11 protein-coding genes and 1 pseudogene are annotated in these 13,868 nt (G+C 64.9%); 2 read left to right on the top strand and 10 right to left on the bottom strand.

Annotation, left to right across the window (positions count from 1 at the left end):
- Nucleotides 1-86: 86 nt before the first annotated feature.
- The 5 genes from FUT88_RS17065 to FUT88_RS17045 form a co-directional block, all read right to left on the bottom strand.
- Complete coding sequence (locus FUT88_RS17065) at nucleotides 87-2,324, bottom strand: methyl-accepting chemotaxis protein (RefSeq protein ID WP_102064666.1); 2,238 nt, start codon at nucleotides 2,322-2,324, stop codon at nucleotides 87-89.
- 258 nt (nucleotides 2,325-2,582) lie between these two features.
- Nucleotides 2,583-3,128, bottom strand: a complete 546-nt coding sequence (locus FUT88_RS17060; protein WP_147216855.1) for a chemotaxis protein CheW — start codon at nucleotides 3,126-3,128, stop codon at nucleotides 2,583-2,585.
- Between the two features lie 76 nt (nucleotides 3,129-3,204).
- Nucleotides 3,205-3,573 carry a PleD family two-component system response regulator gene (locus tag FUT88_RS17055; protein ID WP_004629647.1) on the bottom strand — a complete coding sequence of 123 codons (369 nt, stop codon included), beginning with the start codon at nucleotides 3,571-3,573 and terminating at the stop codon, nucleotides 3,205-3,207.
- Between the two features lie 30 nt (nucleotides 3,574-3,603).
- A complete protein-coding gene (locus FUT88_RS17050) occupies nucleotides 3,604-4,101 on the bottom strand; it encodes a response regulator (protein ID WP_147216854.1) in 498 nt (165 codons plus the stop codon).
- A gap of 292 nt (nucleotides 4,102-4,393) precedes the next feature.
- On the bottom strand, nucleotides 4,394-4,576 hold the full coding sequence (locus tag FUT88_RS17045; RefSeq protein ID WP_003261842.1) for a rubredoxin: 183 nt from the start codon (nucleotides 4,574-4,576) through the stop codon (nucleotides 4,394-4,396).
- Nucleotides 4,577-4,790: 214 nt separating this feature from the next.
- Here FUT88_RS17045 and hemL point away from each other — a divergent pair.
- Nucleotides 4,791-6,091 (top strand): annotated as a pseudogene (gene hemL, locus FUT88_RS17040) (glutamate-1-semialdehyde 2,1-aminomutase).
- A 555-nt stretch (nucleotides 6,092-6,646) separates the two neighbouring features.
- Here the strand turns inward: hemL and FUT88_RS17025 are convergent.
- The 3 genes from FUT88_RS17025 to FUT88_RS17015 form a co-directional block, all read right to left on the bottom strand.
- On the bottom strand, nucleotides 6,647-8,944 hold the full coding sequence (locus tag FUT88_RS17025) for a primosomal protein N' (RefSeq protein ID WP_147214715.1): 2,298 nt from the start codon (nucleotides 8,942-8,944) through the stop codon (nucleotides 6,647-6,649).
- Nucleotides 8,945-9,534: 590 nt separating this feature from the next.
- Entirely contained in the window at nucleotides 9,535-10,629 is a 1,095-nt protein-coding gene (gene hemE / locus FUT88_RS17020) for a uroporphyrinogen decarboxylase (protein WP_147214714.1), read from the bottom strand.
- A 94-nt stretch (nucleotides 10,630-10,723) separates the two neighbouring features.
- Nucleotides 10,724-11,209, bottom strand: coding sequence for a cupin domain-containing protein (locus tag FUT88_RS17015; RefSeq protein ID WP_147214713.1), 486 nt, complete (start codon nucleotides 11,207-11,209; stop codon nucleotides 10,724-10,726).
- Between the two features lie 205 nt (nucleotides 11,210-11,414).
- Between FUT88_RS17015 and FUT88_RS17010 the strand changes: the two genes are divergently transcribed.
- Complete coding sequence (locus FUT88_RS17010) at nucleotides 11,415-11,762, top strand: GFA family protein (protein ID WP_147214712.1); 348 nt, start codon at nucleotides 11,415-11,417, stop codon at nucleotides 11,760-11,762.
- 10 nt (nucleotides 11,763-11,772) lie between these two features.
- Here FUT88_RS17010 and FUT88_RS17005 read toward each other — a convergent pair whose 3' ends face one another.
- Both FUT88_RS17005 and FUT88_RS26255 read right to left on the bottom strand, forming a co-directional pair.
- On the bottom strand, nucleotides 11,773-12,801 hold the full coding sequence (locus FUT88_RS17005; RefSeq protein ID WP_147214711.1) for a Rieske 2Fe-2S domain-containing protein: 1,029 nt from the start codon (nucleotides 12,799-12,801) through the stop codon (nucleotides 11,773-11,775).
- Nucleotides 12,798-13,868: hypothetical protein (locus FUT88_RS26255; RefSeq protein WP_186829264.1), on the bottom strand; the 1,071-nt coding region annotated here is incomplete at its 5' end. The genes FUT88_RS17005 and FUT88_RS26255, both read right to left, overlap by 4 nt.

The raw sequence follows: 13,868 nt of genomic DNA, 5'->3' as shown, positions 1-13,868 counted from the left end.
TGCTTCCAAAAAGCAGGTGGCGGTTGCCGCGATTGCCCCGGGGTGGCCCCTTCGGCGTTCCCGCCCGAAATCCAGAGGTGACGAGATCAGGCGATGCGGAACCGCGCCACCGAGTCACGCAGTTCTTCGGCAAGCTGCGTGAGCTGGCGCACCGACTGCGCGGTCTGGCGCGTACCGGTCGACGTCTGTTCCGTGATGTGCAGGATCTGTTCAATGTTCTGCGCAACATCCGAAGCCAGTGTCGCTTCGTGCGACGTCGTCTGCGAAATGCTCTCAATCAGTTCGGCAAGCTGGCGCGACACGCGACCGATCTCCACCAGTGCGGCACCGGCGTTATCGGACAGCTTCGCCCCTTCCACCACACCCGCCGTGCTGCGCTCCATGGCGTGCACCGCGTCTTGCGTGTCGGTCTGAATCGTGCGGATCAGCGCGCCGATCTGCTTGGCTGCCTCGGCGGAACGTTCTGCCAGGCGCTGCACTTCTTCTGCCACCACCGAGAAGCCGCGGCCGGCTTCACCAGCGGATGCCGCCTGGATGGCAGCGTTCAGTGCCAGCACGTTGGTCTGCTCGGTAATGTCCGAGATCAGCTCCACGATTTCACCGATCTCCTGCGACGATTCGCCCAGGCGCTTGATCCGCTTCGAGGTTTCCTGAATCTGGTCACGGATGTCGTTCATGCCCGTGATGGCGTTCTGCACGGCTTGCTGACCTTGCTCCGCAGCGGCCAGCGAGGCGCGTGCAACGTTGGCCGATTCGGCAGCGCCGCGCGAGACCTGCGTAATGCGGTCCGCCATCTCCACCACCGACTGGCCGGTCTGGCGAATCTGGCGCGACTGTTCTTCCGATGCGGCCACGAGGCTTTCCGACGTGGTCTGCACCGCCGACGATGCCTGCGTCACCTGCTCGGCCGTCTGCTGCACCCGGCCGACCAGCTCGCGCAGTTCTTCCACGGTGTAGTTCACCGAGTCGGCGATGGCGCCAGTAATGTCTTCCGACACGGTGGCCTGCTTGGTCAAGTCACCGTCTGCAATGTCCTGCAGTTCGTTCATCAGACGCAGAATTGCAGCCTGGGTGGAGTCGTTGTTGCGCTTTTCCACCATCCGGCGCTCTTCAGCTTCGCGCTGACGGGCTTCTGCTTCCATCGTACGCACACGCGAATCGCGCAGGTACAGGGCGGCCAGGCCGGCCAGGCAGACCACGGTCAGGATGGCGGACAGCACCACCGCACCGAGCGTCACCGGGCGGCTGCGCACGCTGCCGGCATAGGCAGACTGCAGGTCCGACAGGTCGGCACGCAGCTTTTCGTTGTCGTTGAAGATCTGCTGCTGGGCGCGCTTGGCGGCGATCAGGCCCGGCAGGTTTTCCAGAATGATCTGCGTGGTCTTCTGCACGTTGTCGAAGCGGGTCGACAGCTCTTGCAGGTAGCCCTTCGTCTCGGCATCGGTGGCGGCCGACAGGCGCAGTGCTTCCGAGCCGTTGAGCAGGCCGTTCAGGGTTTCGCGGAAGGTGTTGGTGTCCTTACCGAGCAGGAACGCCGTTTCCGGGTTCACGCCTTCGCCGGCCAGGAACTCGTTCATGTTCTTACCCAGACGCTGCGTCAACATCACCAGCTGCGACGAGGCGGCCACTTCACGGGCCGGCGCGTTGGTCTGCAGCTTCATCGACGAGATCTGCTCGGCTTCTTCCAGCAGTTCGGGGTTCGACGCGTTGAACACGTTCAGCGTCTTACCCACCGCCACCAGCGTCTTTTCCTGCGCCAGAATGGCCTGGGCGCTCTTGTCGCTGCGCTTCCACTCTTCGATCGACTTGTCGAGCAGCGCTTCGGCCTCGCCACCCGAGGCGCGCACGCCGCGCTCGGAATTGCCGTTCTTCAGCGCATCGAGGTTTTCCTGCAGACGCGCGCGGCTTTCCTTGAGCTGCGCGAATGCGTTGGTGTTACCCAGCAGCGCCACCGGCACCGCCTTGGCCAGACGCTGCGAGTGCATCAGCGTGTCACCGGCAATTTCAATCTGCACCGAACCGTTGTTGGCCTGGCGGTTATCCAGGTACACCGAGATCAGCAGGGCCAGCAGACCGACCACCAGGCCGATCGTGAACACGCGCTGCTGGGCGGCAAACGGCACGCGCTCCATCCAGCCGACCACGGCGTCCATGGGCGAGCGGCCCAGCTGCGTGGGCGGGCCAGCGGGATTGTCGTCATCCGTATGGGGCGCATTGTCCAACTGCGCCAACTGCACGGAAGCCGCCGACGCGCCCTCCGCTGCAACCTCCGGCGCCCCTGCCTGACCGGCACGGCGACCTGCGTTGAACCACTTGAACCCCATAGGACCCTCTTTTCTTGTCGATGCTGCCGTCTCGTTCTGTCGAGATCAGCCGCATGGATTTCCCGTCCGCGTCCGCGCCTTGTTCTACCCGGCGTGGTACGCACCTTCGGCGGTGCCTGTGAATACACTTGGCCACCTGGCGCGCCCTGTTGCACGCGCCACGCACCGCCTCTTGCCCCTGCGCACCCCGCTCCCGTTGCGGCGTGCCCAATCTTTCTTGTTTGCTCTAAGGCTCTACGGCCTGATTGCCCGATCGCTTTATGCGCGGCTGCGGCCGACCTGCAGGAACGCCGGATCGGCCAGCAACTGCCGCACATCGAGTTCGCGCCACTGCGTGCCGTGCACGTCGCGCCAGGCGCGTCCCAACCAAGGCCGCCCCTCTTCCACCGTGGCTTCCGCGGGCTGCAGATCGCTCAGACTGCGCAGGCCGGCCACGCGCGGCACGACGATGGCGCACGCACGCTGCGGGTCTTTGGACAGCACCACGATCTTGGCGCCGCTGCCACTACCCGTCGGCGCTTCACCGCAGAACAGGCCGAAATCGATCACGCCGAGCAGATTGCCGCGCGCATTCACGAGACCGAGGTACCACGGCTGCGTGAGCGGCACGCGCGCGGGCGGCTGGTAGTCCAGCACCTCGCCGGTTTCGGTCAGCGACAGCAGCCAGTGGTGCTCGCCGATCTGCACGCCCAGAAAGCCTTCCGTCGACGACTTGGCGCGCGCCTCCTGCAGGCGGCGGGCCAGCATCGCCTGGTATTCATGCAGGCGCTGGCGGGAGGTCAGGTTGGTGCGCTGTTCGTTCACGTCTGGCTCTTGTCCGGTGCTGGTTCTTTGCTGCGCGCGGTCTTGACGTCGCGCTTCTAAACGAACTGCCGCAGGATCACTGCGCCAGCTTGGCGATCTTCTCGAGCAGCTCTTCGGCCTTGACCGGCTTGACGATGTAGTCCGATGCGCCCTGGCGCATGCCCCACACGCGGTCGGTCTCCAGGCCCTTGGTCGTGCACATGATCACGGGGATGCCCTGGAAGCGCTCATCCTTCTTGATGGCGCGGGTCGCCTGGTAGCCGTTCTGGCCCGGCATCACCACATCCATCAGGATCAGGTCGAAGGTTTCGGCTTCGAGCTTGGTCATGGCTTGCTCGCTATCGGCAGCGACCGTCACCTTGAAACCGTTCTTGCCGAGAATCTCCGACAAGTGCAGCGCTTCGGTCGGAGAATCATCGACCACCAACACTTTCTTGATTGCCATACAAACAGTCCTTCGTTAAGAGAGATGCCATCACTGCGCGGCGGCTGGCGCCACCGGCAAATGCGTCTGGACCGCCTCCAGCAGCGCTTCCTTCGAGAACGGCTTGGCGAGATGGTCCACCGCCCCGACCGACTTGCCCCGCGCGCGGTCGAAAATTCCGTCGCGCGAAGACAGCATGATCACAGGCGTGGCATGAAACTTTGGGCTTTTCTTGATCAGCGAGCAGGTCTGGTAGCCGTCGAGATTCGGCATCAGGATGTCGCAGAACACGAGATCGGGCTTCAGGTCACCCACCTTGGCCAGTGCGTCGAAGCCGTCTTCGGCCAGCACGACCTGGCACCCGGCCTGGGTGAGGAAAATCTGCGCGGTACGGCGAATGGTGCTGGAATCGTCGATTACCAGCACCTTGCAGCCTGTCAGGGAATGCGCCAGCGGAGAGTTCGCCAGCGGTTGGGAGTCAGCCAGTTGTTCCACCCGCGCGGATTGCATCATGTTCTCGCAGTGCGCGACCACGGGTCGCCACGACATTCTGACCGGATGGATCGCGGCAAATCGCCGCGCAGCGTGCCCTCCAAACGGAAAGGGCCCACGCTGGCGACGACTTCAAAACTACGCCCCCCGGCCCGCTTATGAAGTGTGAAGCTCAGAATTTGACGAAGTGTGACAAGTCACCTATTCGCCGTCAATGGCGCCGGCCGTCCGCCGAGCGCTTGTGGCATGGAAGCGACGAGCCGATTCATCGAACCGTCACTTCCTGATACTTGGCTGTCAGCAAGAGGGCAAACACTCACTTGCTGACGGGAGACAGGTCAGATCCGGATCAGATCTGCACCATTTCGAAATCTTCCTTGCGTGCGCCGCATTCCGGGCACGTCCAATTGATGGGCACGTCTTCCCACTTCGTGCCGGGCGCAATGCCGTCGTCCGGGGCGCCTTGTTCTTCGTCGTAGATCCAGCCGCAAATCAGGCACATCCACGTCTTGTATTCAATCTGTTGTTCCATAGGGCAAAGCTTCGGTGGTTCCGTCTATTAAAATGGCAGGCCAGATGGTACCGAATCACGCTCGGCTACGCCAGAACAGGCGCCGGGCAGACATGCTGTTTGACTGCATCCAACCCGGATCTGCGGCAAACCACCACATAATCGCCTCGAACCGCCCTTAAACCGCGCCCCAGCACAGTTCTGCTCGGCGCAACGCTCTCTTCCAACATCCTCCATGTCGACTTCCTCCCGCAGCGCTGCCCTGTTTGAACGTGCCCAGAAGACCATTCCCGGCGGGGTGAACTCGCCGGTGCGCGCCTTCCGCTCGGTGGGCGGCACCCCGCGCTTCATTGCCAAGGCAGCCGGCCCGTACCTGTGGGACGCGGACGCACCCGCTATATCGACTACGTCGGCTCGTGGGGCCCGATGATCGTCGGGCACGCGCATCCGGAGGTCGTCCGTGCCGTGCAGGACGTCGCCGCTGACAGCTTCTCGTTTGGCGCGCCCACCGAGGCCGAAGTCGTCATGGCCGAGGAAATCTGCAAGCTCGTGCCGTCGATCGAGCAGGTGCGGCTCGTGTCGTCGGGTACCGAGGCCACCATGAGCGCCCTGCGCCTGGCGCGCGGCTTTACCGGGCGTGACCTGATCGTCAAGTTCGAAGGCTGCTACCACGGTCACGCCGACAGCCTGCTGGTCAAGGCCGGTTCGGGCCTGCTGACGTTTGCCGATACGACGCAGAACGCGCCGTCTTCCGCCGGCGTGCCGGAAGACGTGGTCAAGCACACGATGGTGCTGCCGTACAACGACGTCGCCGCGCTGCGTGAGGCCTTTGCCCGCCACGGCAAGGAAATCGCGGCCGTGATCGTCGAGCCGGTGGCCGGCAACATGAACCTCGTGCGTGGCAGCAACGAATTCCACCAGGCCATGCGTTCGCTGTGTACCGAGCACGGCGCCGTGCTGATCTTTGACGAGGTGATGACCGGCTTTCGCGTCGCGCTCGGTTGCGCGCAGGCACTGTACGGCATCAAGCCGGACCTGACGTGCCTGGGCAAGGTCATCGGCGGGGGCATGCCGGCCGCCGCGTTTGGCGGCCGCCGCGACATCATGGGATTCCTGGCGCCGCTGGGCAACGTGTACCAGGCCGGGACGCTGTCGGGAAATCCGCTGGCCGTGGCGGCCGGGCTCACCACGTTGCGGCTGATTGCGGCGGATGGTTTCCATGACCGGCTGGCCGCGCAGACGCGCAAGCTGGTGGATGGGCTGGCCGATATCGCACGTGAAGTTGGCGTGCCGTTTGCCGCGGACAGCGTTGGCGGCATGTTCGGCATCTACTTCCGTGAAGGCGTACCGACGAGCTTTGCTGAAGTGACCAAGAGCGATGTTGGTCGCTTCAATGCGTTCTTCCATGCGATGTTGGATCAGGGTGTGTATCTGGCGCCGTCTGCGTTTGAGGCCGGGTTTGTGTCGGCGACGCATGATGATGCGATCTTGGATGCGACGTTTGAGGCGGCTCGGAAGGCGTTTAGGGCTGTTTGAGTTTTTTTTGTATTTTGGGGATGGGGCTTGGTGGTGCATCGCTTGTTTCATCCCCTGCCGGGGCTGACTTACTTTCTTTTGGTCTTGGCCAAAGAAAGGTAGGCAAAAGAAAGGCGCGCCCGAGATGGCGAAAGATTCCTTGAATTTCCGTAACCGGGCGGAGACGGGAAAAACTCGCTTCGCTCAGACAGTTTCCCCCTCTTTTTCCTCCCTGCAACAGAAATTCAAGGCGCCATCTAGGGCAGGAAAGTCAAAGGACAAAAGCCACACCATCTGGACACAAGCCCAAAAGACAAGGCCAACCTCGCGACGGGTTGGCCTTTTTCTTTTGACGTTGAGCCCTTGATGGCGCCTTGAATTTTCGTAAGCGGGCGGAAAAAAGGTGGGGAACTGTCTGAGCGCAGCGAGTTTTCCCCACCTCCGCCCGGTTACGCAAATTCAAGGAATCTTTTCGCCATCTCGGGCGCGCCTTCTGTTTGCTTACTTTTCTTTGGCAAGACAAAGAAAAGTGAGTCGGTCCCGGCAGGGAACGAAAGGGAGGTGGACCACCAACGCTCAAATCCTCAAAGGATCAATCTCCAACTGCCACCGCACCCCCTTCACAGTCTTGCCAATCCCCGCAAACCCCTCAGTCCAGGCAGTCAACAGCTTCTGCAAAGCCGCGCGAGAACCCGATTCCACCAGCAACTGCGCCCGCTCGCGGTTGGCCAGGCGCACCATCGTCATCGGCACCGGATCATGCAAAAACACCGGCGCGCCCAATTCAGCGGCCAAGGCTTCACCAGCCGAACGCGCGGCGCCCAAAAACTCCAGCGCGCGTGCGACTTCCTTGTGCTCTGCGGTCAACAACGCCTGATAGGCAAACGGCGGCAGCCCGGCCTGTTTGCGCTCCCGCAGCAGCTGGCGCGCAAAACCGTCGTAGTCGTGCCGAACCAGCGCCTGCAGCGCCGGTGCGTCGGGATACCGCGTCTGAATCAGCACCTCGCCGGCCAAGCCGGCCCGGCCCGCGCGGCCCGCCACCTGCATCAGCGAGGCAAAGAGATGCTCTCCCGCGCGGAAGTCGTGCGAGAACAGCGAGGAATCGGGCGCGACCACGCCCACCAGCGTCACGCGCTGGAAGTCGTGCCCCTTGGCGACCATCTGCGTGCCGATCAGGATGTCGACGCCGCCTTCGTGCACGGTGTCGAACAGCGCTTCGGCGCTGCCCTTGCGGCGGGTGGAATCGGCGTCGATGCGGGCGACGCGGGCCTGCGGAAACAGCTCGCCGAGCGTTTCTTCAATGCGCTGGGTGCCGCGCCCGAGCGGGGCGATGTCGACGTTGCCGCAGTCGGGGCAGTGATGCGGAATGCGCGATTCGTACCCGCAGTGGTGACAGCGCAGGCGCCGCTCCGGCTTGTGCAGCACCAGGTACGCCGAGCAGCGCGGACAGCCCGACAGCCAGCCGCAGGCGTCGCAGGACAGCACAGGCGCGTAGCCGCGGCGGTTGAGGAACAGCAGGCTTTGTTCGCCGCGCGCCAGGCGATCGGCAATCGCATCGACGAGCGGTTTGGACAGCCCATCACGAATCGCACGCCCGGCGCGGCGCTCCAGGTTCAGGTCGATGAGCGACACGCGCGGCAGCACCGCTTCTGCCTGCGCGCGTTGCGAGAGCGTCAGGCGCGTCGTAGCCGTCTGCTCGGCGCGCCACCAGGTTTCCAGCGACGGCGTGGCAGAGCCCAGTACCACGGGGATGTTGCGCTGCTTGGCACGCCATAGCGCCAGGTCGCGTGCGGAATAACGCAGACCCTCCTGCTGCTTGTACGACGTGTCGTGCTCCTCATCGACAAGGATGAGCGCGAGGTTGGGCAGCGACGCCAGCATCGCCAGCCGCGTGCCGAGCACGATGCGCGCTTCACCGCGATGCGCGGCCAGCCAGTTCAGCGCGCGCGGCTGTTCGGCCAGACCGCTGTGCAGCGCGGCCATGGGCACGCCGGGAAAACGCGCCGCAATGCGCGCCTCCAGCTGCGGCGTCAGGTTGATCTCGGGCACCAGCATCAGGACCTGCGCGGCGGGGTCGCGCGCCAAGGCGTCGGCGATGGCGTGCAGGTAGACCTCGGTCTTGCCGCTTCCGGTCACGCCAAACAATAGGAAGGGGCTGAAGGTACCCGCCGCCCCGGCCTGGGCGATGGCCGCCACGGCGGCGGCCTGTTCGTCGTTCAGGGCGGGCGCGACGGAAGGCGCCGGCAGCTCGAGCGGTTGCGGCAGCAGCGCCTTCGGCCGCAGTTCTGCGCGCAGCCAGCCGACGGTCGTCCAGTCCCGCAGCTTGGCGACGGCTTGCCCGTGCAATTCAACGGCGGCGCTGGTGGACAGCTCGCCATCGCCGGTCAGTGCTTCGGCCAGGCGCATGGCGCCGGACGCACGTTTCGGAACGCTGTCGAGCAACGCGGCCCGCGCCGGTTCAAACATCACGTAGACGGTTTCGTTGGCCTGCCGGGCGAGGTTGTCCCAGCTGCCCGGCGTGCGCCACAACGGCGGCAACGCGGGCAACGTCACCTCGCCGAGCGCACGGTGGTAGTAACCGGCAGCAAATTCGGCGAGCGCCCGCCATTCGGCGTCGAGCGGCGGCACCCAGGCCAGCACCCGCTCCACATCGCGCAGCTTTTCTTGCGGAACATCGGTGGTTGCGGCAGTTTCGACCACCAACGCCACCACCCGCCTGTTGCCGAACGGCACCACCACGAGCTGCCCAACCAGCACAGGTTGCCCGCACCGGTAATCGAACACGGCATCGAGCGGTGTATCGATCACCACACGCGCAATGGCAGCCGACACCTGGGCATCAGAAAACGCGGCGTCGACGTGGGCGGTGGTCATGCTTGGCGCAAACGGTTGAATTGCAAAGAGTTTGTTGCGATGCAGCGGCGCATCCTGCACCTGGGAAATGCGTCTTGCCCATCTCACCTTGCCTTCACAGCCATTGCCATGGTCGGTTCAATGTTCAAGTACTACTTGAGGTTTATGCCTTGGCGCCCTGATCGGCGACCGTTTTCCGGCCTATCCACACGGCCTGTGGATAACTTTGTTGAAAAGTCGGCCGCTGCGCCCGCGAAGGCCGGTAGACGCGCTGTTTTTCTAGCTTGCACGATTTACGCGCACGCGGCTTTCTTTCAGAAAAATCAAACACTTATGCGGTGCGTGCACAGAGCCGCCCCTGTTGCGCCGCGGAAAGAACCAGCCGCGACAGCTTTGTGCATAAGTCAAGTCTTGACAGCCGGCTTACGCACCAGAAAGCGCGAAATAAATCGCTTGACACCCCGTTGGGGCCAGATGGGGCCACCGGCACGCGAGTAGTCACTCACCCCTACTGCACCAAAGCGGCGAAGATTCCACCCGTGCCCCCGACTTCACGCACTATTGCGGCACGATTCAAACGCTATCGCACTGCAGCATTGATCTTGATCGTGTTACTTCGCTTTCGACCGCAGCGCGCGGCTGAAGCTGTGCACCTCCTCCACCAGCACCGATACGGCTTCGGGCGGGGTGAACTGCGAGATGCCGTGGCCGAGGTTGAAGATGTGGCCATCGCTGCCACCGCCGGCTGCGTAGTCTTCCAGCACGCGGCGCGCTTGCGCGCGAATCGCCTCCGGCTCGGCAAACAGCACGGTGGGGTCCAGGTTGCCTTGCAAGGCGACGCGGCCCGCCGTTCGCTGGCGAGCGCGCTGCAGGTTGACGGTCCAGTCCACGCCCAGCGCGTCAGCACCGGTCTCGGCCATGCCTTCGAGCCACAGGCCGCCGCCCTTGGTGAACAGGATGACCGGCACGCGCTGGCCGTCGGCCCCGGGGCGAATACCCTTCACCACGCGGGCCATGTAGGCCAGCGAAAACTCCTGGTAGATGCCATCGGCCAGCGCTCCGCCCCAGGTATCGAACACCTGCACAGCCTGTGCGCCTGCATCGATCTGTGCATTCAGATAGTCGATCACGGCCTGCGCGTTGATCTCCAGGATGCGGTGCATCAGGTCCGGGCGCGCGTAGAGCATCGACTTGACGGTGCGGAAGTCGTCCGAACCGCCGCCTTCGACCATGTAGCAGGCGAGCGTCCACGGGCTGCCCGAGAAGCCGATGAGCGGCACCCGCTGGCGGCCGTCCTGGACGAGCGCACGGCGGATTTCCGCCACGGCGTCAAACACGTATTGCAGCGACGACATGTCCGGCACGGACAGCGCCGCCACATCGGCTTCCGTGCGCACCGGCTTGGCAAAGCGCGGCCCCTCGCCTTGCGCGAACGACAGCCCCAGGCCCATGGCGTCGGGCACGGTCAGGATGTCGGAGAACAGGATTGCCGCGTCCAAGGGGTAGCGGTCCAGCGGCTGCAGCGTCACTTCCGTCGCGTACGCAGGCGACTTGGCCAAGCCGAGGAAGCTGCCGGCCCGCGCACGCGTGGCGTTGTACTCAGGCAGATAGCGGCCCGCCTGGCGCATCAGCCACAGCGGGGTGTAGTCGGTCGGCTGGCGGCGCAGGGCGCGCAGGAAGGTGTCGTTGGCGAGCGGGGCGGACATGGCGATGGACTCTTGAGGAGGGCGCCATTGTAAGGGATGGTGTTTTTATCCTTCCCTGACCCAGGCCAACCCGTCGCCAATCACGACGCAGATATCACGGCACCTTGTGCGTATCGCCCGCACGCTGCGGCGGCAGCTTGATCGCCATCGACTTGAAATCCGGGCTGGTGGTCAGTGTTCCGTGCACCACGCCGCGCGGAATCACGACCAGATCGCCCGCCCGGACTTCCCGCGGCGCGCTGTCGAGCCAGACGGTGGCCGTGCCCGACATCACGTACTGGATTTCGTCGGCGTACGTATGCGTGTGCTTGGCGACGGTACCGACCTGGACGCCCACCGTGCCGTTGGCCGCCGTGACCAGCGTCTTGGTGCGCAGCGTACCCATCTCGGCGATGACGGGGCCGATTTCGTCCGGCGTCATGCCGCCCATGTTGACGATCTGCGCCGCAAGCGGCGGTGCCGAGGCCGGAGCCGATGCCGCCGCCGGTTCTGGCACTTGCGCAAACGCGCCGACACCGGCGGCAAAGATAGCGGCAGCGGAAATCGCTCGAATCACAGCAACAGGACGATGGCGATGCATGATGGCTCCTCATGACGCGGCCGCCGTCAAGGCGCGGCAGTCCGTGTGGCGCGGTCGCTTGACCGACTCGCGGCGATTGTCGCATCGGCATGCGGCCGCGTAGACCTAGGGCGATTCCCGAGAAACCGGGGCGCCGCTCCCAAACCGGCTCGCCTATAGTGGACCGCGCCAAGCCCGCCACAAAACGACATCACAGGAGACCGGCATGACACACAAGGGAAGCTGCCACTGCGGCAAGGTCGCATTCGAAGTCGAAGGCCATCCGGAAAGCGCGATGGCGTGCAACTGCTCCATCTGTCAGCGCAAGGGCTCGCTGCTGTGGTTCGTGGCGCGCGACAAGGTGCGGCTGCTGACGCCGGAAGACAACGCAAGCACCTACCTCTTCCGCAAGCACGTCATCAAGCACCGCTTCTGCCCCACCTGCGGCATCCATCCGTATGCCGAGGGCGTCATGCCCGACGGCACGCCCATGATTGCCGTCAACGTGCGCTGTCTGGAAGACATCGATTTGGCCAGTGTGCCGGTCACCCACTTCGACGGGCGGTCGATGTAGCAGCGCGGCGCTACAGCCACATCTGCATCACGCGCTCGCCGGCCTCCACCGGCTTGCCGTTCGGCATCCACACCGCATCCAGCATCGGCCGCACGAGATCGAGTTCGGTCGACATGCCGTCCTGCCGGCCAAAGCGTGCGCTGTTGGCGGCCTGCGCTTCCACGATGCGGCGGTCCTGCTCCGCCACGCGATACAGGAACGGCCAGACGAGCCAGCGCACGGCCCAGGCCGGCGCCCAGCGGTTTTCCACATGCAGCGTGGCGAACAGGCGCGTGCGCATCTCGTCTTCGGGCGTGAAGTGCAGCGTGAAATACAGCGCACTGCCGTTGGCGTAGCGGTATTCGAGCTGGGCGGTGGAAGGCGCGGCGATACCGAAATGCGCACGCTCCATCGTGCGCGGCGATTCGAACAGGCGGTACAGCAGACCGCTTTGCTGCGGCTGGCCGGCGTAGTCGACCTGCAGGCCATCTGCCGACTGGGCGACGGTCACCGTCATCGGCTGGCGCGCGCCATGGCTGCGCACGAGACCCGGATGCACGAGATGCGTGTGCAGCGGGTCAAGAAAATTCTCCAGCGCGTCGGCGGGGCGTGCCTGCCACAGCGTGCTCCACAGAAAGCGGCGGCTGCCGGGCGGCAAGCGCTGCAGGAACGCCGGCAAGGCCGCAGGCGCAGCTTCGCCCGGCGGCCGTGCACTCATCCAGATCAGCCCGTCGTGCTCGAACACCTGCCACGCATTCACTTGCACGGCGGGCACGGCGGCGCCTGGGCACAGGCCCGGCATGGTGGTGCAGCGGCCGTCGGCGCCGAACGTCCAACCGTGGTATTTGCACTGCAGTGTCTCGCCAACGAGCTGGCCGTCGGACAACGGCACATGCCGATGCGGGCAGCGATCGTCCAGCGCAAGCAAGCCGCTGGAGGGCAAGCGCGCGAGCACCACCGCGCGGCCAAACACGGTCACGTGCATCGGTTTGTCGCGCAGGCGGTTCGCCTCGGCGACGGGATACCAGCCGCGCAGCAGCGTGGCGTTCCAGGCAGTCATAACTGAAAGCGTTGCATGATCGGCACGCCGATCCGGGTGGTGAGGGTGCGCAGCACGGCGACGGCGCGGCGCGTGGCGGGTGGCAGATGCCTGCAGTAGACGGCGCTCATCTCGATGGCCGGCACGCCTCCGCGCAGGCGCTTGAAGTGCGCGGCGCCAGCGCTCAGGTTCAACTCGGCATCGCGCGTGATGGTCAGGCGCAGCACGTGCGCCATCAGCAGGCGATACAGCCCTGCTTGCTGGGGCCACGTCGTGTCGTAGCCGACGATGGGCGCGGTCAGCAACGGCCCTTGCCCAAACACGCCGACCACCGCGCGCAGCACGCCCTGCGCATCCCGAAAACCCGCGCATTCGAGCAGCCCTGCCGCGTGCCACGCGCGAAGAAACGCTGCGGTGTAACGCGGGTTCAGCGCGGAATACTTGTCGAGATAGAGCTGCGCATAGAGCCGCTCGGCCTGCGCGAAGTCGGTGTCGGTCAAGGCGTCGTGCGGCACGAAGGTCAGCGGCGTCGCGTCGAGCAGCTTGAGGTCCCGCCGCAGATCGCGACGCAGTTCCGACACGCGCGACGCACGCTGCAACTGCAGGAACAGATAGACCTGCCGCGTGGGGATCAAATCGAAGCCGGCAGCCGTGGCGGCGCGCAGCCAGTCGGCGTGCTGGATCGTGTTGAGCGAACGCAGCCAGATCGCGCGGTCCGGCCAGCGCTCGCGGCATGTTCGCGCGAGCGCTTCCAGATCGAAGGCCGCCGCCGATGGATACAGGTTCGTACTGACCAGCCAGTTGTTGACGGCCACCGCACGGTCGAGCTGCGCATGCCGCATCCACGCATCGGCCAGGCCAATGGCGCCGCGCAGCACCGGCCGCAGCATGCGCGGCATCAATCGCTCGGATTCTTCCGCCGCATAGCGGCCGTACGTGGTGATGGGCGAGCAGACCCAGGCGTTTTCGGCATGGTCGGCGCGATCCTCACTGCCGTTGATGGTCACGGGCAGCGGCAGACCGCCAGCCTCCACCACGTCGACCTGCGTCACCAAGTTGGCGACGAACGGCTGCGACGCCTGCCCGCG

It is taken from the genome of Ralstonia sp. TCR112, from assembly GCF_007997035.1.
Taxonomy (GTDB): Bacteria; Pseudomonadota; Gammaproteobacteria; order Burkholderiales; family Burkholderiaceae; genus Ralstonia; species Ralstonia edaphi.
This window is presented reverse-complemented; position numbering and strand designations above follow the sequence as displayed.